This window comes from Sphingomonas immobilis (genome assembly GCF_030580995.1).
Lineage (GTDB): Bacteria > Pseudomonadota > Alphaproteobacteria > Sphingomonadales > Sphingomonadaceae > Sphingomonas > Sphingomonas immobilis.
Genome location: NZ_JAUQSZ010000013.1, coordinates 13,869 through 36,721 on the forward strand (window position 1 = coordinate 13,869; position 22,853 = coordinate 36,721).

The 22,853-nt window shown below is 65.5% G+C and carries 23 protein-coding genes; 13 read left to right on the forward strand and 10 right to left on the reverse strand.

Annotated elements, in window-relative coordinates; all coding sequences use genetic code 11:
* Positions 1-52 precede the first annotated feature (52 nt).
* Genes Q5H94_RS16965 through Q5H94_RS16985 form a run of 5 tightly spaced genes read left to right on the forward strand, consistent with a single transcriptional unit; the run spans position 53 to position 3,455 of the window.
* Positions 53-457: an endonuclease domain-containing protein gene (locus Q5H94_RS16965; protein WP_304562486.1), complete on the forward strand. Its 405-nt coding sequence runs from the start codon at positions 53-55 to the stop codon at positions 455-457.
* Entirely contained in the window at positions 454-1,374 is a 921-nt protein-coding gene (locus Q5H94_RS16970; RefSeq protein ID WP_304562487.1) for a DMT family transporter, read from the forward strand. Before Q5H94_RS16965 ends, Q5H94_RS16970 begins: the two co-directional genes overlap by 4 nt.
* A 37-nt stretch (positions 1,375-1,411) precedes the next feature.
* The gene (locus tag Q5H94_RS16975; protein WP_304562488.1) at positions 1,412-2,584 is read left to right on the forward strand and encodes an MBL fold metallo-hydrolase; all 1,173 of its coding nucleotides are present in this window, start codon (positions 1,412-1,414) and stop codon (positions 2,582-2,584) included.
* Positions 2,581-3,039 (forward strand): hypothetical protein, encoded by a 459-nt coding sequence (locus Q5H94_RS16980; protein ID WP_304562489.1) that lies wholly within the window; start codon positions 2,581-2,583, stop codon positions 3,037-3,039. Before Q5H94_RS16975 ends, Q5H94_RS16980 begins: the two co-directional genes overlap by 4 nt.
* Positions 3,040-3,089: 50 nt before the next feature.
* Positions 3,090-3,455: a PRC-barrel domain-containing protein gene (locus Q5H94_RS16985; protein ID WP_304562490.1), complete on the forward strand. Its 366-nt coding sequence runs from the start codon at positions 3,090-3,092 to the stop codon at positions 3,453-3,455.
* On the opposite strand, the gene Q5H94_RS16990 is transcribed toward Q5H94_RS16985, so the two are convergent.
* From Q5H94_RS16990 to uvrB, 4 genes are read right to left on the reverse strand one after another with little or no spacing between them, the layout of a single operon-like run.
* The gene (locus Q5H94_RS16990) at positions 3,452-3,772 is read right to left on the reverse strand and encodes a HigA family addiction module antitoxin (protein WP_304562491.1); all 321 of its coding nucleotides are present in this window, start codon (positions 3,770-3,772) and stop codon (positions 3,452-3,454) included. The two genes, Q5H94_RS16985 and Q5H94_RS16990, sit on opposite strands and share 4 nt — an antisense overlap.
* The gene (locus Q5H94_RS16995; RefSeq protein ID WP_431312186.1) at positions 3,744-4,055 is read right to left on the reverse strand and encodes a type II toxin-antitoxin system RelE/ParE family toxin; all 312 of its coding nucleotides are present in this window, start codon (positions 4,053-4,055) and stop codon (positions 3,744-3,746) included. The genes Q5H94_RS16990 and Q5H94_RS16995 overlap by 29 nt, the downstream gene beginning before the upstream one ends.
* Positions 4,022-4,453: a hypothetical protein gene (locus tag Q5H94_RS17000; RefSeq protein WP_304562493.1), complete on the reverse strand. Its 432-nt coding sequence runs from the start codon at positions 4,451-4,453 to the stop codon at positions 4,022-4,024. The genes Q5H94_RS16995 and Q5H94_RS17000 overlap by 34 nt, the downstream gene beginning before the upstream one ends.
* A gap of 56 nt (positions 4,454-4,509) precedes the next feature.
* Entirely contained in the window at positions 4,510-6,720 is a 2,211-nt protein-coding gene (uvrB, locus tag Q5H94_RS17005; RefSeq protein ID WP_304562494.1) for an excinuclease ABC subunit UvrB, read from the reverse strand.
* 94 nt (positions 6,721-6,814) lie between these two features.
* Here uvrB and Q5H94_RS17010 point away from each other — a divergent pair, with 94 nt between their 5' ends.
* Positions 6,815-7,378: a DUF3617 domain-containing protein gene (locus tag Q5H94_RS17010; protein WP_304562495.1), complete on the forward strand. Its 564-nt coding sequence runs from the start codon at positions 6,815-6,817 to the stop codon at positions 7,376-7,378.
* Positions 7,379-7,555: 177 nt separating this feature from the next.
* Positions 7,556-8,098 carry a hypothetical protein gene (locus Q5H94_RS17015; RefSeq protein WP_304562496.1) on the forward strand — a complete coding sequence of 181 codons (543 nt, stop codon included), beginning with the start codon at positions 7,556-7,558 and terminating at the stop codon, positions 8,096-8,098.
* Positions 8,099-8,613: 515 nt separating this feature from the next.
* Here the strand turns inward: Q5H94_RS17015 and Q5H94_RS17020 are convergent.
* Positions 8,614-9,192 (reverse strand): TetR/AcrR family transcriptional regulator, encoded by a 579-nt coding sequence (locus Q5H94_RS17020; protein WP_304562497.1) that lies wholly within the window; start codon positions 9,190-9,192, stop codon positions 8,614-8,616.
* Between the two features lie 91 nt (positions 9,193-9,283).
* Here Q5H94_RS17020 and Q5H94_RS17025 point away from each other — a divergent pair, with 91 nt between their 5' ends.
* The 3 genes from Q5H94_RS17025 to Q5H94_RS17035 all read left to right on the forward strand — a co-directional run bounded on the left by Q5H94_RS17025 (position 9,284) and on the right by Q5H94_RS17035 (position 13,357).
* Positions 9,284-9,862, forward strand: coding sequence for a DUF308 domain-containing protein (locus Q5H94_RS17025; RefSeq protein WP_304562498.1), 579 nt, complete (start codon positions 9,284-9,286; stop codon positions 9,860-9,862).
* A 61-nt stretch (positions 9,863-9,923) separates the two neighbouring features.
* The gene (locus tag Q5H94_RS17030; RefSeq protein WP_304562499.1) at positions 9,924-11,783 is read left to right on the forward strand and encodes a S8 family serine peptidase; all 1,860 of its coding nucleotides are present in this window, start codon (positions 9,924-9,926) and stop codon (positions 11,781-11,783) included.
* Positions 11,780-13,357 carry an amidase gene (locus Q5H94_RS17035; protein ID WP_304562500.1) on the forward strand — a complete coding sequence of 526 codons (1,578 nt, stop codon included), beginning with the start codon at positions 11,780-11,782 and terminating at the stop codon, positions 13,355-13,357. Before Q5H94_RS17030 ends, Q5H94_RS17035 begins: the two co-directional genes overlap by 4 nt.
* Here Q5H94_RS17035 and Q5H94_RS17040 read toward each other — a convergent pair whose 3' ends face one another.
* The 4 genes from Q5H94_RS17040 to Q5H94_RS17055 all read right to left on the reverse strand — a co-directional run bounded on the left by Q5H94_RS17040 (position 13,358) and on the right by Q5H94_RS17055 (position 16,514).
* On the reverse strand, positions 13,358-13,819 hold the full coding sequence (locus Q5H94_RS17040) for a DUF2721 domain-containing protein (protein WP_304562501.1): 462 nt from the start codon (positions 13,817-13,819) through the stop codon (positions 13,358-13,360).
* Between the two features lie 519 nt (positions 13,820-14,338).
* Positions 14,339-14,980 (reverse strand): 2-hydroxychromene-2-carboxylate isomerase, encoded by a 642-nt coding sequence (locus tag Q5H94_RS17045; protein WP_304562502.1) that lies wholly within the window; start codon positions 14,978-14,980, stop codon positions 14,339-14,341.
* The gene (locus Q5H94_RS17050; RefSeq protein ID WP_304562503.1) at positions 14,980-15,696 is read right to left on the reverse strand and encodes a glutathione binding-like protein; all 717 of its coding nucleotides are present in this window, start codon (positions 15,694-15,696) and stop codon (positions 14,980-14,982) included. The genes Q5H94_RS17045 and Q5H94_RS17050 overlap by 1 nt, the downstream gene beginning before the upstream one ends.
* 26 nt (positions 15,697-15,722) lie before the next feature.
* Positions 15,723-16,514, reverse strand: a complete 792-nt coding sequence (locus Q5H94_RS17055; RefSeq protein WP_304562504.1) for a FadR/GntR family transcriptional regulator — start codon at positions 16,512-16,514, stop codon at positions 15,723-15,725.
* 122 nt (positions 16,515-16,636) lie between these two features.
* Between Q5H94_RS17055 and Q5H94_RS17060 the strand changes: the two genes are divergently transcribed.
* Genes Q5H94_RS17060 through Q5H94_RS17070 form a run of 3 tightly spaced genes read left to right on the forward strand, consistent with a single transcriptional unit; the run spans position 16,637 to position 21,181 of the window.
* Positions 16,637-17,440, forward strand: a complete 804-nt coding sequence (locus Q5H94_RS17060) for an SDR family NAD(P)-dependent oxidoreductase (RefSeq protein WP_304562505.1) — start codon at positions 16,637-16,639, stop codon at positions 17,438-17,440.
* A 45-nt stretch (positions 17,441-17,485) separates the two neighbouring features.
* Positions 17,486-19,870 (forward strand): TonB-dependent receptor, encoded by a 2,385-nt coding sequence (locus tag Q5H94_RS17065; protein WP_304562506.1) that lies wholly within the window; start codon positions 17,486-17,488, stop codon positions 19,868-19,870.
* Positions 19,871-19,873: 3 nt separating this feature from the next.
* Positions 19,874-21,181, forward strand: a complete 1,308-nt coding sequence (locus Q5H94_RS17070) for a spinster family MFS transporter (RefSeq protein WP_304562507.1) — start codon at positions 19,874-19,876, stop codon at positions 21,179-21,181.
* A gap of 18 nt (positions 21,182-21,199) precedes the next feature.
* Here the strand turns inward: Q5H94_RS17070 and Q5H94_RS17075 are convergent, their stop codons facing one another.
* Positions 21,200-22,849, reverse strand: coding sequence for an AMP-binding protein (locus tag Q5H94_RS17075; protein ID WP_304562508.1), 1,650 nt, complete (start codon positions 22,847-22,849; stop codon positions 21,200-21,202).
* Positions 22,850-22,853 lie beyond the last annotated feature (4 nt).

Here is a 22,853-nt window from a genome sequence, read left to right on the forward strand (position 1 = left end):
TTCCTCCCCGTCGCGGACGGGGAGGGGGACCGCCGAAGGCGGTGGAGGGGCGATGCCACCAAGGAAAACCGTGGAAAAGGCGCGCTGCCTCCGCCGCCAGCTCACTCCGCCCGAGGTGAAGCTGTGGCAATGGCTGCGCGAACGGCCCGGTGGCCTGAAATTTCGTCGCCAGCATCCGATCGGACCTTATGTGCTCGATTTCTATCACGCGGCGACGAAGCTCGCGATCGAGGTCGATGGGGAAGCGCATGATCGCGGAGAGCGGCCCGAGCGCGATGGCGCGCGCGACGCCTGGCTTGCGGAACAGGGACTTCGCACACTCCGTATTCCTGCAACCGATGTCATGCGGGAGTTTGACGCGGTGACGCGGATGATCCTTGCAGAGTGCGGGACATTTCCCCTCCACCAGCCTTCGGCTGGTCCCCCTCCCCATGCTGCGCATGGGGAGGAAAGATGACCGCTCTCCCCCTCTGGCTGCCCGCCGCACTTATCGGCGGGGCGTTGCAGGCGTGGCGGACGGCGGTTCAGCGGCGGGTTTCGCGGACGCTTTCGGTGAACGCTGCCGGGCTGGTGCGGTATCTGTACGGGCTGCCGTTCGCGGTGGCGCTGATGCTGGGATATCAGTGCGCGGTCGCGCCCGCCGCTTTTCCGCAGCTCGGGCCGTGGTTCGTGCCGTTCTGCATCGGTGGGGGCCTCGCGCAGATCGTTGCGACCAACCTGTTGCTGATGGCCTTCGGGGAGCGCAATTTCGTCGTCGGCACCGCCTACTCCAAGACCGAAGCCGTGCAGAGCGCGCTGCTGTCTGTATTCCTGCTCGGCGATCACCTCAGCCTCGCGACATGGATCGGCATCGGCTTCGGCGTGGCCGGCGTGATGATCCTGTCGACCGGTGGCAAGCGCCTTTCCCCGCGCGATTTCCTGATCGCGCTGACGCAGAAAGCGGCGGTCTACGGCATCGCCTCGGGCTTCTTCTTCGCGCTCACCACGATCGGCATTCGCGCCGCAACGCAGGAGGTGCGCACCCCCGACCACATCCGCGCCGCGCTGATCGTGTTGGCGGCGACGGTCGCGGTGCAGACGCTGATGCAGGGCGGATATCTGGCGCTGCGCGAGCGCGATCAGTTCGCCCGCGTCTTCGCGGAGTGGCGTGTGGCGGGGCAGGTGGGGCTGATGTCGTCGGTCGCCTCGGCCTGCTGGTTCACCGGCTTCGCCTCCGCGCCGGTCGCCTTGGTGCGGATCGTCGGGCAGGTCGAGGTCGCCTTCACGATGGGCTTCGCGCATTTCTATCTGGGCGAGACGACCCGCCGCAGCGAAATCGCGGGGCTCGTGCTGGTCGCGATCGGGGTGGTGCTTGCGCTGGTCGGCGCGGTCTGAGCTTGCGCGCGGGCACGGGCTCCCTCAAGGGCGAATGATGCGGATCTTGCGTTTTTTCGGGGCGGCTTTGCTGTGGATCGTCGTGGCGGTGTGCCTGGCGGTGACGATCGTGCCGCGCTTTCTCGACGCGGTCTATTATCGCGGCGCGGCGAGCGCGCATTTCGACGGCGCGCGCTTCTTCAACCCCGACGGCGAGGATACCTTCGCAGGTACGCCGACCCAGGGTAAGCGCAGCGAAGGGCCGAATCCGGGGCTGATCGCGCGCTTCATCACCGGCAACGACGGCCGCCCGGCATGGCCCGATCACGTCCCGCTCCACGCCGTCCAGCCGCCGCCCCGCGTCAACGGCAGAGACATGATCGCGACGTGGGTTGGCCATGCGACGGTGCTGGTGCAGACGCAGGGGCTCAACATCCTCACCGATCCGATCTGGGCGGAGACGGCCGGGCCGCTCGGCATCGGGCCGAAGCGGGTGACGCCGCCGGGCATCGCCTTCGACAAGCTGCCGAAGATCGATATCGTGCTGGTGAGCCACGATCATTACGATCACATGGACCTGGTAACGCTCAAGAAGCTGTGGGACCGCGACCACCCCAAGATCGTCACCAGCCTCGGCAACGACAGCGTGATCGCGCAGGCGGGGGTGCCGGCGACGGCGCTCGACTGGGGCGGTAGCGTGAAGGTCGGGCCGGGCGCGGTGATCGTCACGCGCAACCACCATTGGGGCAGCCGCTGGTTCGCCGATCGCAACCGTGCGCTCTGGTCGAGCTTCGTCGTCAAGCTGCCGGGCGGCAACATTTTCTTCGCGGGCGATACGGGTGCTGGCGACTACAAATGGGCCGACGAGGCGGCGGCTTACGGACCGGTGAGACTGGCGCTGATCCCGATCGGCGCGTTCCGTTTCTCCGCCGGGCAGATGGCGGCGGGCAGCCATATCGGGCCGATGGACGCGGGCGAAATCTATGCGCGGCTGCACGCCGCGACCGGGATCGGCGTGCATTGGGGCACGTTCCGGCTTTCCTACGAAGCGCATGACACGCCGCCGCGGATGTTGCGCGAGGTGGTGAAGTGCCGTGGGCTGCACGGCTTCGGCACCGTCTACCCCGGCCGCCCGGTGCGGATCGCGCCCTACACGCCGCAACCGGCGGCGGTGCCGGCGTGGACGGCGGCGGCGTGCCTCGACTCCCCGGCGATCCGGACTTTACCATGAGGTGGCGGCGCGACCGGCCGCTGCTGCTCGGCGCGACGGGCCCGCGCTATCGCACGACACTCGACCGCATCGGGCTGGCGCTCGGCGCGGGCGCGGTGGCGGGTGGCGCGGTGACGGCGCTGGCGAGCGGGCCCGAGCCGCTGGCGGTGCTGGTCGCCTTCGCGGGCGGCGCGGTGCTGACGTTGCTGGCGGCGGTGCTGCTGGGCGGGCCTTTGTGGTGGCTGGCGGGCCTCGCCGACCGGCGCGGGCCGGTGAGCGCGGCGGCGACGGGCGCGGTGGCGGGGTTCGCGTTGTTTCTCGGCGTGCAGGCGGCGGGCTTCGCCGGCGCGGGGATCGACGCGCTGACGCTGCCGTATCGCTGGGCGAGCGCGGTGGCGATCGCCCTGCTGCTCGCGGGCGTCGCGGCGGCGGTGGCGCTGGTGGCGTGGCGCGTGGCCTACCGGCGGGTGCGCTAGGAACTCCCGCGCTCGTCCGGCCGTTACGCTGGCGGCACAGGAGGCCCCCAATGACCGACCCCGCGACGCAACGCCTCATCGACTCCAACCGCGCCGACGCGATGAAGGTGAAGAGCCGCGACGGCGACAGTGTCGGATCGGTCCACGCCTTCATGATCGACAAGAGGAGCGGGCGGACGCTCTACGCCGTGCTGGCGATCGGCGGCTTCCTCGGCATCGGCAAGGCGTTCTATCCTTTGCCCTTCGGCCTGCTTTCCTTCGACGCGACGAGCGACACGTACGTCGTCACGATCGACCGCCGCGTACTGGAAGGCGGCCCGAGCTGGGCCAATACCGCGCCCGTCTTCGACCAGGCCTATGCCGACCGCGTCGCGAAATATTACGACGTGGCGGTCGAGGATCTGTCGGTGATCTAGGCGGCGCGCGGGACGATGCGGTCGAGGGCACCGTTGAGAGCGCGACGCGCTTCTATAATTTCGTAGCGATCCTGCAGCCGCAGGAAATAGCCTTCGGACATGCCGAAATAGCGCCCGAGACGCAGGTCCAGTTCGGCGTCGATCGGGCGCACACCGTCGATCACCGCCACGATCCGTTCCGGCGTCACGTCGATCTTCTCGGCAAGCTGCTCCACGCCGATCTCGGCGGGTTCGAGAAATTCCGTGACCAGCATCTGCCCGGCATGCTCGTTGTCGAGCCAGTCGGGATTAGTGATAGTCTGCGATCTCGACGTCATATGCGTCTCCGTCCTTCCAGACAAAGCATATACGCCATTGCATGTTAATGGAAATGGAGTGCTGCCCCGCACGGTCGTCCTTGAGCGCGTGGAGGCGGTTGCCGGGGAGGTTGCCGAGTTCTGCGAGACTGATTGCGGAGTCTAGGAGCGTCAGCCGCCGCATTGCGGGTTTTTGAATGTCGGTAGGGAATCTGCGACTGCCGAGGCGATCCCAGATGCGTTCGGTTTCAGTATCGGCGAAGGAGCGGATCATAGCTGACGAAGCGCATCGAGTCGCCGCCATGCTTGCTGACCTGGCTTTTGGGCCTCCCAAAATCGGAGGCCATTCACGGTTGTACCGGTTATCGCGCTCGCAGCAGCGGAAGGACTCGACTGCGATTCTCCTAGATGATCGACCCAAGTATCATTTTGAATCTCAGCTAAGAACTGTTTATGCTTATAGCGAGCTCTCAGCTTCGTGCCGTTTGGTAACCACAACCCGCGCGAAATAAATCCGCCCGATTCAAAAATGGGCCGAGCAAATGCGTTCGCCACACCTTCCAAAGGACCGGCAGGAACGTCGGGCTCAATAATAGAATCCATTTTTAGTGCGTCGCGTATGACATCGTCATACGTCTGACCATCGTGCATCAGACGGGCTGTAAGCGCCTTATAAACCTCCAACGACACGCTGATATCCATCGCGGTTCTCCCATCAAGCGATGGAATAGTATATCTCAGAATTCTCAGCAAGAAATTTATCGCCCCCGCCGCCCCTGACCCGGCAGCCCGGCCTTCATTTTCTGGCTCTTCCCGTAGCGCGTTTTGCGCGTGCCGGGCTTGCCCTCGTTGCTCCGCCCCATCGGCGGGGGGATGACGCGCTGGTCGGTCGGCAGCCCCAACTCCTCCGCCTCCAGCGAGCGGATCTCGTCGCGCAGTCTCCCCGCCTCCTCGAATTCGAGATCCGACGCCGCCTTGCGCATCTTCTTCTCGAGTTCCTCGATGTACGCGCGCAGGTTGTGGCCGACCATGTGGGGGCGGTCCTCGTCGATCTCGACCGTTACCTGATCGCGGCTCGCCACGTCCTGGATGATGTCGCCGATCTGGCGGCGGATCGTCGCGGGTGTGATACCGTGTTCGGCGTTATAGGCGCGTTGCTTCTCGCGCCGGCGGTCGGTCTCGTTGATCGCGCGTTCCATACTGCCGGTCATGCGGTCGGCGTAGAGGATGACGCGCCCATCGACGTTGCGCGCGGCGCGGCCGATCGTCTGGATCAGCGACGTCTCGGAGCGCAGGAAGCCTTCCTTGTCGGCGTCGAGGATCGTCACCAGCCCGCATTCGGGAATGTCGAGCCCCTCGCGCAGCAGGTTGATGCCGACCAGCACGTCGTACACGCCGAGCCTGAGGTCGCGGATCAGCTCGATACGCTCCAGCGTCTCGACGTCGCTGTGCATATAGCGGACCTTGAGCCCCGCCTCGTGCATGAATTCGGTGAGATCCTCGGCCATGCGCTTGGTCAGCGTCGTCACCAGCGTGCGGTATCCGGCCTCCGCCGTCTTGCGGCACTCGTTGATGCAATCCTGCACCTGGTCCTCGACCGGCTTGATCTCGACGGGCGGGTCGATGAGCCCCGTCGGGCGGATCACCTGTTCGGTGAAGACGCCGCCCGTCTGCTCCATCTCCCAGTCGCCCGGCGTCGCCGAGACATAGGTGGTCTGCGGGCGCATCGCCTCCCATTCGTTGAAGCGCAAGGGGCGGTTGTCGATCGCGCTCGGCAGGCGGAAGCCATACTCCGCCAGCGTCAGCTTGCGGCGGTGATCGCCGCGCGACATGCCGTTGATCTGGCCGATCGTCTGGTGGCTCTCGTCGACGAACAGCAGCGCATTCTCGGGCAGATATTCGAACAGGGTGGGCGGCGGCTCGCCCGGCATGCGGCCGGTGAGGAAGCGCGAGTAATTCTCGATGCCCGCGCAGGAGCCGGTCGCGGCGATCATCTCCAGGTCAAAATTGGTACGCTGTTCCAGCCGCTGCGCCTCCAGCAATTTCCCTTCCGGGATCAGCTCCTTGAGGCGCTCGGCGAGCTCGTGCTTGATCGCCTCCATCGCCTGTTTCAGCGTCGGGCCGGGCGTGACGTAGTGCGAGTTCGCATAGACGCGCACCGAATTGAGGCTCGCGACCTTCTTGCCGGTCAGCGGATCGAACTCGACGATATCCTCGATATCGTCGCCGAAGAACGAGATGCGCCAGGCGGTGTCCTCGTAATGCGAGGGGAAGATTTCGAGAGTGTCGCCCTTCACGCGGAAATTGCCGCGCTGGAAGGCGGCGTCGTTGCGCTTGTATTGCAGGCTAACCAATTTGCGCACGATCTCGCGCTGGTCGACGACCTGACCCTTCTTGAGATCGAAGATCATCGCCGAATAGGTCTCGACCGAGCCGATGCCGTAGAGGCACGACACCGAGGCGACGATGATGACGTCGTCACGCTCCAGCAGCGACCGGGTGGCCGAATGGCGCATCCGGTCGATCGACTCGTTCACGGAAGATTCCTTCTCGATGTACGTGTCGGAGCGGGGAACGTACGCTTCCGGCTGATAATAATCGTAGTAGCTGACGAAATATTCGACGGCGTTGTCGGGGAAGAACGACTTGAACTCGCCGTAGAGCTGCGCCGCGAGGATCTTGTTGGGGGCGAGGACAAGCGCGGGGCGCTGCACCGCCTCGATCACTTTCGCCATCGTGAAGGTCTTGCCCGATCCCGTCACGCCGAGCAGCACCTGATCGCGCTCACCGGCGTTCACCGCCTCGACCATTTCGGCGATCGCCGCGGGCTGGTCGCCCGCCGCCGTATAGTCCGACACGATCCGAAACGCCTTGCCGCCTTCCGCCTTGGGCGGACGCTCCGGCCGGTGCGGAATGAACGACTGGCCCGTCTCGGGTTCGTCGAGCGTGGTGCGAATCTGGATTGCCATATACGGCCAATATGGGATGTTCTCCGCCAACCCGCAACAAAGCGGGAACGGGGCGCGAGAGGAAATCCTGGGGGTAATCCAAGGGGAGTTTTTGATGCGTAATCTGTTGCTTGCCGCCGCCGCGGCGCTGCCGCTCGCCGCGTGTGGATCGGGCGGGCCGACCGTATCCGCCACCAATGCGTCCTCGGCGGAAGTCGCCGCCAAGATGGATGCCGCAACCGGTGGCGGCGACATGATCCGCGCGGGCCGCTGGGAAGGCACCGCCAAGGTCGACATGAAGATTCCCAACCTGCCGCCCGCGGCACAGGCGCAGATGGCGAGCAAGATGGCCGAACCGCAGAAAGTGGTGAGCTGCGTCACGCCCGAGCAGGTGAAGGAGAAGAAGGCGCTCTTCACCGGCGACCGCGACGACAAGAACTGCAAGTACGACAGCTTCACGATGGGCGGCGGCAAGATCGCAGCGAAGATGACGTGCAACCACGGCGACGGCGAAGGACCGATGGTCGCCACCCTGTCGGGCAGCTACACGCCCGACAGCTATCAGATGAGCATGAACTCCTCGACGCCGGGCGCCAAGGGCCTGGGCGCGCAATCGATGTCGATGGAGATCACCGCCAAGCGCACCGGCGAGTGCAAGGGGACGGAGGATAAGGAATGATCCCCTCTCCCGCCTTCGCGGGAGAGGCTACGGAGACGTCGCAGTCGGTGAGGGTCTTCTTCTATTCGATGGCACGAAGAAGAAGACCCTCACCCAACCCTCTCCCATGAAGATGGGAGAGGGCTAAGAAGGCACTCGCGCCTTGAGCCCCCGCGTCGCTTCCCCCATAGGAACCCGATGCGCAGGCTCTCCCTCATCGCTGTGGCTCTGGCCACCCTGCTGGCCTCCTGCATGGACAGCGCGCCGCCGCCGCGCCCCGCGCCGCGTCCTCAGCCCCGGCCCGAACCCGCGCCATTGCCGCCCGCGCCACCGCCGCCCGCTGCCGGCAGCGACTGGCGCGACTGGCCGCTGACGCCGGGCGACTGGGTGTACCGGCAGGACGGGCGCGGATCGATCGCGCTGTTCGGCATCCCCGGTGCCGACGCGGTGCTGACGCTGCGCTGCGATCTGGGCGCGCGGACGATCTATCTGTCGCGCAGCGGAGCAGGGGGCGCCTCCGCCGCGACGCTCCGCACCTCGACCACCGCGCGCACGCTGGCGCTGACGCCGACCGGGGGCACGCCGCCGTACCTCGCCACCGCGATCGGCCCGCGCGATCCGATCTTGGAAGCGATGGGCTTCAGCCGTGGCCGTTTCGTGATCGAGCAGGCGGGCTATCCCACGCTCGTCATCCCCGCCTGGGCGGAGATCGAGCGCGTGACCGAGGATTGCCGCCGCTAGGCCAGGCTCGAAAAGGGCTGGCAAACGGTCGTTGCGGTAATGCTGCGCGAGCGAAAGAGAATCGTCGAAACTCCGCAACAATACAAGGCTTGTTTCGCAAAATTATATGATTCAAACATGCTGCGTGCCCAACGCAGGGTACGTCGTCTTAACTAGCGAAAGGAGGTGATCCGATGTCTCATGGTTCAGCAATGGGGTCGGTTCAGTTCGTGCGGGGGACGCACCGCTAAGTCCTAGGGCGACGGCGGGGGGTATCCTCCCCCAGGCAACGTCGCCGTCTATTGGGGCTTTCGCGGTCTGCATGGTCCTCCAAGCTGGAGCTTCCGGCCGCTGACCATGTCAGGAGGTTGCCGGTGCCCGAAAGGGCATCGGCAGCCTCTTTTCGTTTGAGGCGGGGCGAAGGCGCGGAGGATGCGCGCCGGTCCGCGCAGCGGATCGGCCCGACCGGACGGCGGGTTCGCACCGCGAAACCCGGCCGGCGGCCCCCCAAGCCTCTCTGCGGCCCCGCAAACCGTTCAGTGCAGCCGCACCACCCGCGACAGCAACGTATCGATGATGGCGCCGAAGCGCGTGGGCTCGCCGAACGCGCGGGCGGACAGCATCGCGCCGTAGATCGCCGCCAGAAAGGCATCGGCCTCTTCCTCCGGCGCGCGTTGCAGCGATACGCTGCCCTGCCGCACCCCCAGCGCCAGCATCGACACCAGCCACGCGCGCAGATCGGCGAAATGCCCGCGCACGGCGGCGGCGACCTCATCCGGCAGGCTCGGCAATTCGGCCGCCAGCATCGCGGCCACGCAGAAAGGTGCGCTATCGTCGGCGATGCAGCGCTCCCAATAGGTGGCGTAGCCGCGCAGCGCGGCGGCGGCGTCGGGCTCCGCACCCTCCGCCTGCGCCGCCTGTGCGCGGATCGCGGCGCGAGCCTGTTCGACGACGGCGATGGCGAGGTCGCTCTTGCCGGCGAAATGGTGGTGGACGCTCGCCTTGCGGATGCCGATCGCCGCGGCGATGTCGGCATAGCTGAAGCCGTTGTAGCCGCGCGTCATGATGAGGCAGCGCGCCTCGTGCAAAATCCGGTCCGTCGTCGATCCGCTCATGTCCCTACCTTCTGGTAGGAAGATAAGCGCTTGCGACTCTCGACGCAACGGACTATCGCCTACCTATCAGTAGGTAGATAAGGATGACCCGATGAACGCCGAAACAATCGACACCGCGAACCGCGCGCCCGCGATCGACAGAACCAAGCAACGCCAGCTCCGTGATTATTACGCGATCCGCGCCGCAGTCGCCGGGGCGTGGGTGGTGGCAGCGTTCACGATCGGCGCGAGCGTGCCGGTCGCCGCCGCGATCCTGATGGTCGCCTATCCGGCGTGGGACGCCGCCGCGAACCTGATCGACGCCGCCCGCAACGGCGGGCTTGCGCGCAACCCGACGCAGGCGATCAACGTCGCGGCGAGCACGCTCACGGCGGTCGCGGTGCTGGCGGTGATCGGCGACACGGCGCTGGTCCTGCGCGTGTTCGGCGCCTGGGCGATCCTTGCCGGGCTGATGCAGCTCGCGACCGGCGCGCGGCGCTGGAAGGCGTACGGCGCGCAATGGGCGATGATCCTGAGCGGGGCGCAGTCCGCGTTGGCAGGCGGTTTCTTCATCGCGCAATCGCTGGGCCATGTCGGCTCGGCAATCGCTACGGTGGCGGGATATGCCGGCTTCGGCGCTTTCTATTTCCTCGTCTCGGCGCTCTGGCTCACCTTTCGCCGGAGCGCGTGATCACGCCGCTTGCGCGATGCGGCCAGCGCAGTAGCTTGCCGTATCGGGCAGGGGGAAAACAATGATTCGACGGGCATTTACGGCAGCGATTGTGTGCGGGCTGCTGGCGAGCACACCGCTTTCGGCGCAGACCGCGCCACCCGCCAGGATCGTCGTCAAGACGCGCGACGACCTGCCCCGCTACAGCTACAGACTGCCCGGCACCGCCGTCGCCATGCTCAACGCCGACGACGCGACCTTCGCCGCCTTCGCAAAGCCGATCGCCGCCGATATCGACAAGACGCTGAGCGGCTACAGCATCGCGGATCATGCCGCGCAGCGCGGCCTGCTCAACGATCGGCTCGCCTATGAGGTGATCACGCATCAGGATCGCGCGGGGCTGGCGACGATCGCGCAGGTCCGCGCCTTGCAGGACAAGCCCGACGCCAAGCTGACCAGTGGTCTCCGCACCGAGGCGATCCTGAAGGCCCGCATCGCCACCGGCGCGAGCAGCGGGCCTGCGTATGAGAAAGCCTATGCCGACACCTACACCGCCGCGCTGACGGCGCTGCCCTGGGCGGTGGTCGCCAACACGATCAAGGAAACGAAGAGCAACACGCAGGTCTTGTCGGCGTCGCTCGCGGAAGGCGTGGTGAAGTCCGACATCGAACCGGCCGTCGCGAAGGAAGGCGCGATCAGCGACCGGCTGGTCGGCGGTCTGTTGTGGGCGCGGATGGCGCGGACGGTGGAGATCCCGCTCAAGGATATTTCGACCAAGGCGCTGACCTCCTATGTCGCCGCCAACAATGTCGCCAAGCCCGACATCTGGGGTGCGCGCGACGTCGAGCTCACGGCCGCCGACAAACTGACCCCGGTCGTCGTCGGCGTGTGGGATTCGGGCGTCGATCTCGCGCTGTTCCCGCAGCAGACCTATACCGATCCGAAGCCCGCGCCGGGCCTGCCGTACAATGCGCACGGCCTGGCTTTCGACGTGGACATAAGGCCCTCGACGGGCCCGCTCTATCCGCTCACGCCGGAGCAGGCGCAGAAATATCCGACGACGCTCGCCGATTTTCAGGGGATGGCCGATCTCCAGCAATCGATCGACAGCCCGGCGGCGGATGCGTTCAAGACCAAGATGTCGGGCCTGCCGAGCGACCAGGTGCCGGCGTTCTTCGAAAGCCTGAATTTCTACGGCAATTACCTGCACGGCACGCATGTCGCGGGCATCATCGCGCGCGGCAACCCGGCGGTGCGGCTGGCGGCGGCGCGGCTCACCTACGATCATCGCAACGTGCCGTCGCCGCCGAACGAGGACCTGTCGAAGCGCGGTGCCGCCGCCTACGGCACCTATGTCGAATGGTTCAAGACGCACGGGGTGCGGGTCGTCAACATGAGCTGGGGCGGGGCCCCGTCCAATTTCGAGCATGACCTCGAGGTCAACGGCATCGGCAAGGATCCGGCCGAGCGCAAGGCGATGGCGCGGAAATTCTTCGAGATAGAACGCAACGGGCTCTACGCCGCGATCAAGGGCGCGCCCGACATCCTGTTCGTCGCGGCGGCGGGCAATTCGAATTCGGACAACGGCTTCGATGAATCGATCCCATCGTCGTTCGTGCTGCCCAATCTGCTGACGGTGAGCGCGGTCGATCGCGCCGGCGACGAGGCGAGCTTCACCAGCTACGGCAAGAACGTGGTGGTCAACGCCAACGGCTATCAGGTCGATTCGACCGTGCCGGGCGGCGCGCGGCTGAAGGAATCGGGCACGTCGATGGCATCCCCCAACGTCGTCAATCTCGCCGCCAAGCTGATCGCGCTCGACCCGACGCTGACGCCGGAAAAGACGATCGCGCTGATCCGCGACACCGCGACGCCCAGCGCGGACGGGCGGCGGCACAATATCGATCCCAAGGCCGCGGTCGCGTTGCTGCACAAGAAATGAGGCACCTCGCCGCCGCGTTGCTGCTCGTCACCGCGGCACCTGCGGCGGCGCAGGAGATCGAGGAGCAGTCGATCGACCAGCTCGGCGCGGCAATGGCGCAGGGCAAGGCGACTAGCGAGGGCATCACCCGCGCCTACCTCGCGCGGATCGCGGCGATGGACCGCGCGGGGCCGAGCCTGCGCGCGGTGATCGCCACCAATCCCGACGCCCTCGCCGCCGCGCGGGCGAGCGACGCGCGCCGCAAGGCGGGCAAGGCGCTCGGCCCGCTCGACGGCATCCCCATCCTCATCAAGGACAATATCGAGACCGCTGATCCGATGGCGACGACGGCGGGCAGCCTCGCGCTGAAGGACAATGTCACGCGCCGCGACGCGCCGCTGGTGGCGGGGCTGCGCAGGGCGGGAGCGGTGATCCTCGGCAAGACCAACCTCAGCGAATGGGCCAACATCCGCTCGAACCGGTCGATGAGCGGGTGGAGTGCCATCGGCGGGCTGGTGCGGAACCCCTATGCGCTCGACCGCAGCGCGTGCGGATCGTCGAGCGGATCGGGCGCGGCCATCGCGGCGAGCTTCGCGGCGGCGGCGGTCGGCACGGAGACCGACGGATCGGTGGTGTGCCCGTCCTCCGTCAACGGCCTCGTCGGCTTCAAGCCCACCGTCGGCCTCGTCAGCCGTCGCCACGTCGTGCCGATCAGCCACAGCCAGGACACGCCCGGCCCGATGGCGCGCAGCGTCATGGATGTGGCGCTGTTGCTTCAGGCGATGGCAGGTCGCGACCCAGCCGATCCGGCGACCGCGCGCCAGCGGCAATATCGGACCGCGCCTCCGGGCTATGTCGAAGGGCTGAACCATGCGAACCTTACGGGCGTGCGCATCGCCGTGCTGCGCCCCGACATGCCCGAGGCGATGAAGCCGGTCTACGAACGGGCGTTGCTGACGTTGAGCCAGGCGGGCGCGATCCTCGTCGATGTCGAGCAGCCCAAGCTCGCCGGGCTCGGCGAGGCCGAGAGTCTCGTGCTGCACACCGAGCTCAAGGCCGACCTGAACGCCTATCTCGCCACCACGCCGGCGAGCGTAAAGACGCGCACGCTCGCCGATGTCATCGCCTTCGACGCGGCGAACAAAGCGACGGAAATGCCCTTCTTCGGGCAGGAAACCTTCATCCTCTCGGCAAAGCTGCCGGGCCTCGCCGATCCTGAATATCTCGGCGCGCTTGCGAAATCGCGGCGGCTGGCGGGGAAGGAGGGGATCGACGCGATGCTTGCCACGGCGAACGCCGCGATCCTCGTCGCGCCGACGCAGGGGCTGGCGTGGCTCAGCGACACCGTCTTGGGCGATTACGGCGACGGGCCGAGCGCGAGCCAGTTGCCCGCCGTCGCTGGCTATCCGCACCTCACCGTGCCGATGGGGCTGGCGAAGGGGCTGCCGGTCGGCATTTCCTTCATCGCGACGGCGTGGGGCGACCAGAACGCACTCGACGCAGGCTATGTCTACGAACAAGCCTCGCACGCCCGCGTCGCGCCGAAATATCTGCCGTCCGCCGATGTCGGGCCGGGGCTGGACGGCGCGAAGTAACTACTTCTTCTCGCGCTCCAGCAATTCCGGCCGGATGTGGATCGCGTACAGCGACATGCGCACCTCGACCAGGAACGAGATCAGCGACGCGATCAGCAGCGCCATCGCGAGGATGAAGGCGATCGCGACCGACGTGCCGATGTGCAGCCGCACCAGCTTGGCGAAGAACAGCAGCGCGACGACGATGCACACCATCACCGCGCTCGACACCGCGAACACCAGCGCGCGGTTGATGACGGTCATGCGCCGGTCGAGCAGCCGCAGCTCCCACACGTGGCGGTCATGTTCGGGCCCCTGCGAGGCGGGGTGCAGCGCTTCCACGGCGCGCGCCCGGTCGACCACGCGCGACAGCCGCCCGGCCAGCACGTTGAGCAGCGAGCCGATGCCGGCGAGCATGAAGATCGGCGACAGCGAGAGCTGGATCGCCTGTGCGATCGTGGCGAGGGGCGGGAGCTGATCCATCGCGGACGTTCTGCGCTATTCGTGGCGGTAGCGGAAGTACCAGACCATAGCGTCAGAACCGGAATACATTCTGATAAATCATCGGAAATCCGACTCAATCTGGTCGATTCAAAATCGACAATGGTCGTGGGGCAATCGCCGCAATTGCGAATTTATCGCGCTACGACGCAGGTTTGGCAGCTCAAACTACGGACCTGCCCGGCTCCACGGCAGGGTCGGCATGGCGATGCGATCGGTATGGCAGGGGCGCCATCGTCGAGGCGCCATATACGCGACCGCGCAAATGGGCGCTTTCGCGCAGCCCAACACGTTGCCGGCGACATCGCAGAGCGCGTTTCGGAGTAGCTGAACGCCGATTTGGTACCGTCCGACTATCTCGACCGGCCTGGGTCGATGGACGCGGCGACGTCATCGCGCCGATGACCGTTGCCCCAGCCTCGCGCGATCACATCGGAGAGCGCATCAGTCGATCTGGTGACAGCCGGAGGATGGTCAGGCGTACCGCTCAGACTGCGATGGCTAAGTCATGGCAGCCATAACCTGTCGTCGCTGCTCGATAGCGAACTCCACCAGCGGCAGATGATCGTTGCCGAAATACATATCGTCGTGATCGACGAAGAAGGTTGGCGATCCGAATGCGCCGCGATCCATCGCTTCGTTGGTATTGTCCCACAAGGCCTGCTTGATCTCGGGCGTGGCGATGGCCGCCAGCAGCCATTCCGCGTCAACGTCCACCACCGCACAGATGTCTCGAAGCACCACGTCGTCGGCGAGGTTCCGGCCATCGATCCAGAGCGATTCGAACGCGGCGGTCGCGAAGGCGTCCAGTTTACCTGAGGGTCGAAGCGTGATGCAGGCCCTCATGCATTTCACCGCGTTGACCGGGTGACCGCATGCCGGCGGTTCGTTGATAGTGAGCCCGGAGAAACGGGCCCAGTCTTGGATGTCTTTGTGGACGTAGGCGGCCTTCGGCGCGGACGGCGGGTTGGCCCGCATCTCATAGACCGCCGGATTGACCTTGTTGAACACGCCGCCGACGATGATCGGCTTCCACTGGATCTCGATGCCGAGCCGCCTCGCCATTGCCTTGAGATTATGGACCCCGAGATAGGTCCACGGGCTGGAACAGTCGAAGAAGCATTCGAGCGCTACGTCTGCCATTACTCCTCTCCCCGGCTGTCTCCGCCCGCACCTATGCCGAAGACCTTGCGCCGCATTGCGCCTTCGAGGGGTGGTGCGTCGCCGTAGCTCTCCCTGCCGGCCGCGAGCCCCCGCTGGAGCGCGGGCCGCGCGCGTAGCGTAGCGAACCAGCGCTGGACCTGCGGCCAGTCGTCGAGGCTCAGGCCCTGTGCCTTGTGAGTCATGATCCAGGGAAAGCAGGCGATGTCCGCGATCGTATAGTCCGCCCCCGCGACATACGCGCCCGTCGCCGTCAACTGCCGGTCCAGCACGCCGTACAGGCGTTTGGCCTCGCCGCGGAAGCGATCGATCGCATAAGGAATCTTTTCCTCGGCATAGAGCTGAAAATGGCCGTGTTGGCCGAGCATCGGCCCGAGCCCGGCCATCTGCCACATCAACCACTGGATCGTCGCCGAGCGCGCGTAGAGCTCGGTCGGCAGAAAGCGGCCGCTCTTTTCGGCGAGGTGGAGCAATATGGCGCCGCTTTCGAAGATGGCGAGCGGCCTGTCCCCGCCGTCGGGGGCATGATCGATGATCGCGGGGATGCGGTTGTTCGGACTGATCGCGAGGAAATCCGGCTCGAACTGATCGCCACGCGAGAGGTAGACGGGCGTCAGCCGATAGGGCAGCCGGGTCTCCTCAAGCATGATCGTGATTTTCCAGACGTTGGGCGTGGGTCCGTAGAGAACCTCTATCACCGCTCGCTCTCCCTATTTTGGATGATTTATCGGGTCGATCCCGCGTCCTCGCAGGACCACTGGATCATCATCTCGTTGTTGATCCGGCGGATCGCGATCGCGTGTTCGAAATCGCCGCGCAGCATCGCGTCGCACATCTCGCTGAGCCCGGCCACATATTGCCGGACACGGTCCCCGGTGAAGGACAGGCTTAGGGATTTGGCACCGTAAGCCTGGGAGGCGAGCGAGAAGAGCGCCAGCGATTTGTTGCCGGTCAGTTCGCCGGCCAGCCGCCAGAATGCGTTGATCGCGCGGATCGCCATCGGGAGGCTTTCAAGCGACCAGAGCTCGGGGTGTGAATCGAGGAAGTCGCGAAGCCGCTGGCGGGCCGCGGGGTCGCTGTGGAGGGTGATCTGCCGGATCAGTTCGGCTTCCAGCGCGCCTTGAGTCCGCATCACGTCGGGAAAGCTCGTGCCATGGGAAAGCAGATAGAGGCCGGCCAGCCGGGCGACGGCCTCGGCGGTCGGGCGGCGGCCAAAATAGCCACCGCCGACGCCGCGTTTCACCGTCAGCAATTCCTCATACTCAAGCAAGCGCGCGGCTTGTCGGAAGGTCGGCTGACTGACGCCGAGCCGCACAATCAGATCATCTTCCGACCCGAGGAACATTTCGTCGTCGTCGCGGCTGAGAATTTCGTCACGAAGCGCCTTCGCCGTGGCGACGACGAAAGAGGTCTGTCCGATCGGTTCCAATCGCCCCAGGCCGTGCTGGTCGCGTAATTTGCGTTGCGTCATTCGTGGCTCCGTTGCCCTGCTATGCGATATCTGCCCGGTCGTCACTGAAATGTCTCGAACCGAGTGGGCATCGAAGCTCGCGAGTTTAGAATTGACCTATTCCAATTATTCTTTCATTCCATATTAGGCAAGGGGCAGCGACCCCCTGCAAGGAGAGAGATAGTCGAATGGACTTTTCGCCGCTTGGTGCCTTTTCACCGACATTGCTGGCCGGCAAGGTGGCGCTCGTCACCGGCTCGACCGCCGGGATCGGCGCGCGGACGGCCGAACAGCTCGCGAGCGCCGGCGCGACGGTGATCCTCAATGGCCGCTCGGCGGAATCGGGCCACGCAATGCGCGCCGAACTCGAGGCGTCGGTGCCCACCGCCCGGTTCGATTTCGTATCCGCCGACTATAACCGGCCCGAAGAACTGGATGCGATGTTTGCGCATATCCGCGAGACGCATGGTGGGCTCGATATCGTTTGCCATACGACCATGACCGACGGTGCCGGCCCCAGGCCGTTCATGGAAACGGCGCGGTCCGACTGGCTGGCGGCGGTATCGGGTATCTATCTCAGCTTGCTCGAGATTACGCAGCGGGCGGTGCCAATGATGATCGACCGTGGCGGGGGCGCAATCGTTTCCTTCGCGTCGGATGCGGCCAAGGTGGCGACGCCCGGCGAAGCGGTCCTGGGCGGGGCACTGGCGGCGAACTGCATGTTCGTCCGCGCTGCAGGCCTCGAACTGGCCCGCCACAAGATCCGGCTCAACGCCGTGACGCCTTCGATCACCCGCGGGACGAAGACCTATGACAAGGTGATGGCGAACCCGTTCTCGCGACGGCTCTTTGAAAAGGCGGAGAAGCGCGCACGCCTGGGCGTCGCGTCGGCCGAGCATGTCGCACCGATGGCGGTGTTCCTCGCCAGTCCGCTCGCCTCCCACATCACGGGACAGGTGGTGAGCGTCAACGGCGGAATCTCGGCTGCCTAGGTCCGGATTTGAAAACAGAAGCGCTGGCAGAGGCGCGAGGGGAGAATGACCATGAATGCCACGAGCAAGTTGAAACTGTCATGCGGCGCCGCTGTGGGCGGCCTCCTGATGTCGGGCAGCACCGCCTTCGCGCAGCTCGCGCCGGGAAGCTCGGATCGTCCCCCTTCGGCTTCCACAACGGGAACCGCCGCGACCCCCGCTCCAGCTTCCCCCGCCCGTGACCTCGACAGCGGTGGGGTGCAGGACATCGTCGTAACTGCCCGCAAGATCGAGGAAAATGCGCAGAACATTCCCGTCGCGATCACCGCTTTTTCCGGCAAGATGCTGCTCCAGCAGAGTATCAACGAAGTTAAAGACCTGGAAGGCCGCTCACCGAACCTCACGATCACGCAGGGCTCGTCCGATCCGGGGTCGATGACGGTTTCCATGCGCGGGCAGTCGCAGCCCGATCTAGTGCTGACTACGGACGGCGCGGTCGGCCTCTATGTCGACAATGTGGTGCTACCGCGTTCTTACGGCCTGCGGCAAAACCTGGTCGATGTTGAGCGCATCGAGGTGCTGCGCGGTCCACAGGGCACGTTGTTCGGAAAGAACACCACGGGCGGCCTGATCAACGTGATTACTAACGATCCCGGGTCCGAGCTTGGCGCATCGATCGACGCTTCCTACGGCAATTACAATGCTTACAATCTGCTGGGGATCGTTAACCTGCCAGTCGGCAACGACGTCGGTTTCCGCTTTGTCGCCCAGCACGGCGCGCGTGACGGATTTGGCAAGAACGCGCTCGGCCAAGCCGTTGGTGGCGAGAACACCACTTTCCTGCGTGGCAAGTTCAAGGCCGAGTTCAATCGCCTGACGATTCGCGCCTTTGGCGACTGGGGTCGCTCGCGAGTGGGCGGCATCTACAAGCTCGGGGGGCTCAAAGCTGCCGCCGGTACTCAGCCGGAAGGAAGTCTGCTGACGCGAGAGACGGCGCTGGAGTTATACGGGGCTGCCGATGCAACGAGGCTCGCCCAAGCGGTCAACGTCCTGAAAGGCTATATCGGCGGCGGCTTCTATGATACCGGCGGCACGCTGCCCAATCAGAGCAATGGTCACACCTCCGATGCCGGGCTCGATATCAGCTACGAAATCAGCGATTCTCTGAAGGTCCGCTCGATCTCCGGCTACCGCTACGGCGATTTCGACATATTGGAGGATCTCGACGGCACGCCGTTCACCGGCACCCACCCCCATCGCGGCGCCAATGACACATTCTACAGCCAGGAGCTTCAACTGTTAGGGGGCGGGCCGCGCTTCAACTGGGTGATCGGCGCCTATATCAGCAAGGAAAGCGGGCAGGAACTCAGCACTACCACGACGCTACCGCTGGTCCTCAACCCGACCCGGCCCGCCGTGCTCAACGTCACCAACGGCAATGTCTACGGCAATAGCGCCGCAGGGTTCGGTCAATTCAACTGGAGCCCGGTTGACAAGTTCACTCTGACGGCGGGTTTTCGTTACACCTCCGAGCGGAAGCAGCTGGACAGCTTCAATCGCTCGGAACTCAATGGTGCGATCGTGAACTGCGCGGTGCCTGTCTCGTTGCGCCAGGATCCGACGATATGCCGCGGACATTTCAGCAACACCTTCAACGAGCCGACCTACACCGCCTCGCTCACTTACATGCCGGCCCAGACGATCACGGCCTATGCCAAGTTCGCCCACGGCTTCCGCAGTGGCGGTCAGAATTATCGCGGCTCGACGACCGTGGAATCCTTCGCGCCGTTCAAGCCCGAAAAGGTCGACGAATATGAAATCGGCCTCAAGACCGAGCTGTTCGATCGTCATGTGCGGCTGAACCTTGCCGCGTTCTACGACACGGTGAAGGACGTCCAGCGCAGCGTGATTATCGCGACGTCGTCAGGACAGACCGCGACCGTGCAGACCAACGCCGCTCGCGCCACTATCAAGGGACTGGAAGCTGAAGGCACCTGGCGGGTGACACGCGACTTCACGATCGACGGGTCGTTCGGCATCATCGATCCCAAATATCAGGAGTTTACCGATTTCACTGGCGATCGGTCCAGCGAGGACTGGCCGACCCCGAAGATCCAGTACAGCGTCGCCGCCACCTACATTGCCAGGCTGCCGAGTGGCGACCTGACCACGACACTCACCTGGGCTGGCAAGAGCCGCCAAAACCTCTCGCCGGCAGCGAAGGGTGTCGCTCAGGTCGAGCAGGGCGCCTATGGCCTGCTCAACGGGCGCGTCGCTCTGGCGCTTGCTCGCTGGGACGCGACGGTTGCTTTGTTCGCCCGCAATATCACCAACAAACGCTATTATGCCGGCGCCGTCGGGCTGGAATCGATCGGCTGGAACACGGTGATTACCGGGGAACCGCGACTGTTCGGCGTTCAGCTCATCAAGCGCTTCGGCAGCGGCGCGTAACCGATGACGCATGATCCCGTCACGACCGCCCCGCTCGCGCTCTCGGAGCCCGCGGGGCGGCCCGATCGGCGGCGCCATTACTATCTCGCGCTGTTTGTCGCCTGCTTCGCGGTGCTCACCGTCGATCGGTCGATCGTCAGCATCCTGCTCGAGCCGATCAAAGCCGAGTTCCATCTGAGCGATACCCAGCTCGGCTTCATGACGGGCATCGGCTTCGCGATCTGCTTCGGGCTGGCCGGCATCCCGCTCGGCCGCCTCGCCGATCACGTCGAACGCCGCAAGGTGCTGGCACCCTGCATCGCCTTCTTCAGCCTGATGACGGTCGCGTCCGGGCTGGCGGTCAGCTTTCCGCTGCTCTTGCTCACGCGCTTTCTCGTTGGCGCGGGCGAGGCCGGCGGCCAGCCGGCGATCGTCTCGATGCTCAGCGACCTCTTCCCTGGGCGCCAGCGCGCGACGGCGATGGGCATCTATTATCTGGGCGTTCCGATCGGCTCGCTGGTCATCTTCCTCGCTGGCGCGCCGTTCGTGGCGGCCTATGGCTGGCGGGCGGCCTTCTATCTGGCGAGCGTACCCGGGCTCCTCATCGCATTTCTGGTCTGGACGACGCTGAAGGAGCCCGTGCGCGGTGCGAGCGGGCGCATCGGCCGCGTTGCCGAAGAGCCGCCCAGTTGGAAGGCTTCGTTCGGCTATTTCTGGACGACCCGCTCGGTGCGTCACATTATGATCGCAGGTGCGGTGATGTCGATCGCATCGGCAGGCATCGTCAGCTGGATCGTGTCCTTCATGATCCGCTCGCATGGCCTTGCGCTGAGCCATGCTGGCATCCTGATCGTGATCGGATATGTCCTGCCGACGGCGCTCGGCGCGCCACTCGGCGGGCTTATCGTCGATCGGCTGGCGCGAAGCGGCGTGGAATGGCGCGCAATCGTGCCCGGCATCGCGCTGATAGCCACGGTGCCGATCATCACCGCCGTCCTGCTAACGCCGTCGCTGATCCTGTGTGTCACGTTGCTGGCGCTGTGGGGCCTCTTTAACGCAATGCCCTATGGATCCATGCTCGCAGCGCTCCAGGCGCAAGTGCCGCTGCGCCTGCGCGGCTTGGTCGTATCGACCTACTATTCGCTCACCTACGTGGTCGGCGTCGGCCTCGGGCCGCAGTTCGTCGGGCTGTTCAGCGATTGGCTGAAGCCGGTCTTGGGCCAGTACTCGCTCGCCTGGGGGATGGTCGTGGTCGGCGCGACGTCGGGCTGGGCGGGCATCCACCTGCTGCTCGCGTCGCGGACGCTGCGGGCGGAACAGGTCGAGGCTTGAGCCCGCGCCCTGCGATCCTCAGCGCCGTGTGAAAGTGAGTCCGGCCGCCTCGCGATCCCAGGTCGAGGTCGTCTTTCCTTCGTCGCGCAGCTCGTGCTTCAGGATCTTGCCGGTCGCGCTGCGTGGCAGCGCGTCGCGGAACTCGATATAGAGCGGCACCGCGAAATAGGGCACGCGGTCGATCGACCAGCGGCACAGATCCTCCTCGCTCAGCGTGGCGCCCGGCAGCAGCTCGGCCGTCACCTTCACTTCGTCCTCGCCTATCGGCGAGAGCACCGAATGCACCGCGACGTCCTGGATCGCGGGATGGTCGCGAAACACCGTTTCCATCTCGAAGGTGGAGATATTCTCTCCGCGCCGGCGGATATAATCCTTCTTTCGGTCGACGAAGTAGAGGAAGCCGTCGGCATCCAGCCGGCCGATGTCGCCGGTGTGGAACCACAGGTTGCGCCAGGCCTTCACGGTTTCGGCGGGCTTGTTCCAATATCCCTGAAACATGATGTTGGGGCGCGTCGGCCGGCACACGATCTCACCGGCTGTGCCAAGCGGAAGCGGCAGGCCGCCATCGTCGACGATGGCGACCTCGAAATCCCGGCCGACGCGGCCGGAGCTTCCCGGAGGTCCGGGCGGATCGTCGCCGCGCATCCCGCTGATCGTCGCGGCCTCGGTCATGCCGTAGGCGCTGGCGCCGGTCGCGGGCACGCCAAAGCGGTTGCGCCAGGTCTCCACCACGGAGGCCGGGAATGGCGCGGCGTTGACCCGCCGGATCTGCCCGACCGCGCGCTTCTGCGCTTCGCTGTCGGGCGCGTCCGCGATCAACGACGCCATTGATCCGAGAAGGCTTACGACGGTGGCGCCGGTCCGTTCGATCTCGGGCCAGAAGCCGGAGACTGAAAAACGCGGCGAGATCGCGGCGGAACACTGAGCGATTATCGCTGTCACTACGGTCACTGCGATCGCGTTGAGATGGAACAGCGGCAACGGCGTCCACAATATGTCGTCGTTCGTGTAGCCGCGCTCGATCACCGCTTTCCAACCCATGTTGCAGGCATGGTTGTGAGAAATCATGCAACCCTTTGAGGCACCGGTTGTACCCGAGGTGTAGACGAGCATCGCCAATTGGTCCGGCGTGACCGTGTGGGACGGGGGTGCGTCATCGGCGGATCGCGCCGCGTCCAACGTGTCGATCTTTACGCCGGCCAGCACGGGCAGGTCGCCACCGCGGACCAGAAGTTCGCGCATCGCCGGCAGGCCGGCGGCGACGGCGGCGACACGCTCGGCATATTCCGCTTCGGCAATGACGATGGCGGCGCCGCAATCGGCTATCTGGGCGCGCAGGAACTCGCCCTTGAACGCGGTATTCACCGGAGCGGATACCGCCCCCAGTTTGTTGATCGCAAGCCAGACCAGCACGGCGTCTATCCCGTTGTCGAGCACCGTAGCGACCGGCTGCCCGGTCTCCACGCCGCGCGCCGCGAGGCCATTGGCGAGGGCGTTCGAAAGTCGGTCCGCCTCGGCGTAGCGAAGGACTTCGCCGCCGAATTCAAGAAAGGGCCGGTCGGGGCAGGACGTCACCGCGCGGGCGAAAGCTGCCGTGATGCTGTCTTGCGGGATTTCGCCCGTTCGCGCGGCCTCGGCCAGCGCGTCATACATGCCCGTCGTCGCCACCGGC

What these genes read in the sequence shown, in the direction of transcription:
- Q5H94_RS16965 (WP_304562486.1), top strand. Translation starts at nt 53, where the DNA reads ATGCCACCAAGGAAAACCGTGGAAAAGGCGCGCTGCCTCCGCCGCCAG.
- Q5H94_RS16970 (WP_304562487.1), top strand. Translation starts at nt 454, where the DNA reads ATGACCGCTCTCCCCCTCTGGCTGCCCGCCGCACTTATCGGCGGGGCG.
- Q5H94_RS16975 (WP_304562488.1), top strand. Translation starts at nt 1,412, where the DNA reads ATGCGGATCTTGCGTTTTTTCGGGGCGGCTTTGCTGTGGATCGTCGTG.
- Q5H94_RS16980 (WP_304562489.1), top strand. Translation starts at nt 2,581, where the DNA reads ATGAGGTGGCGGCGCGACCGGCCGCTGCTGCTCGGCGCGACGGGCCCG.
- Q5H94_RS16985 (WP_304562490.1), top strand. Translation starts at nt 3,090, where the DNA reads ATGACCGACCCCGCGACGCAACGCCTCATCGACTCCAACCGCGCCGAC.
- Q5H94_RS16990 (WP_304562491.1), bottom strand. Translation starts at nt 3,772, where the DNA reads ATGACGTCGAGATCGCAGACTATCACTAATCCCGACTGGCTCGACAAC.
- Q5H94_RS16995 (WP_431312186.1), bottom strand. Translation starts at nt 4,055, where the DNA reads ATGGCGGCGACTCGATGCGCTTCGTCAGCTATGATCCGCTCCTTCGCC.
- Q5H94_RS17000 (WP_304562493.1), bottom strand. Translation starts at nt 4,453, where the DNA reads ATGGATATCAGCGTGTCGTTGGAGGTTTATAAGGCGCTTACAGCCCGT.
- uvrB (WP_304562494.1), bottom strand. Translation starts at nt 6,720, where the DNA reads ATGGCAATCCAGATTCGCACCACGCTCGACGAACCCGAGACGGGCCAG.
- Q5H94_RS17010 (WP_304562495.1), top strand. Translation starts at nt 6,815, where the DNA reads ATGCGTAATCTGTTGCTTGCCGCCGCCGCGGCGCTGCCGCTCGCCGCG.
- Q5H94_RS17015 (WP_304562496.1), top strand. Translation starts at nt 7,556, where the DNA reads ATGCGCAGGCTCTCCCTCATCGCTGTGGCTCTGGCCACCCTGCTGGCC.
- Q5H94_RS17020 (WP_304562497.1), bottom strand. Translation starts at nt 9,192, where the DNA reads ATGAGCGGATCGACGACGGACCGGATTTTGCACGAGGCGCGCTGCCTC.
- Q5H94_RS17025 (WP_304562498.1), top strand. Translation starts at nt 9,284, where the DNA reads ATGAACGCCGAAACAATCGACACCGCGAACCGCGCGCCCGCGATCGAC.
- Q5H94_RS17030 (WP_304562499.1), top strand. Translation starts at nt 9,924, where the DNA reads ATGATTCGACGGGCATTTACGGCAGCGATTGTGTGCGGGCTGCTGGCG.
- Q5H94_RS17035 (WP_304562500.1), top strand. Translation starts at nt 11,780, where the DNA reads ATGAGGCACCTCGCCGCCGCGTTGCTGCTCGTCACCGCGGCACCTGCG.
- Q5H94_RS17040 (WP_304562501.1), bottom strand. Translation starts at nt 13,819, where the DNA reads ATGGATCAGCTCCCGCCCCTCGCCACGATCGCACAGGCGATCCAGCTC.
- Q5H94_RS17045 (WP_304562502.1), bottom strand. Translation starts at nt 14,980, where the DNA reads ATGGCAGACGTAGCGCTCGAATGCTTCTTCGACTGTTCCAGCCCGTGG.
- Q5H94_RS17060 (WP_304562505.1), top strand. Translation starts at nt 16,637, where the DNA reads ATGGACTTTTCGCCGCTTGGTGCCTTTTCACCGACATTGCTGGCCGGC.
- Q5H94_RS17065 (WP_304562506.1), top strand. Translation starts at nt 17,486, where the DNA reads ATGACCATGAATGCCACGAGCAAGTTGAAACTGTCATGCGGCGCCGCT.
- Q5H94_RS17070 (WP_304562507.1), top strand. Translation starts at nt 19,874, where the DNA reads ATGACGCATGATCCCGTCACGACCGCCCCGCTCGCGCTCTCGGAGCCC.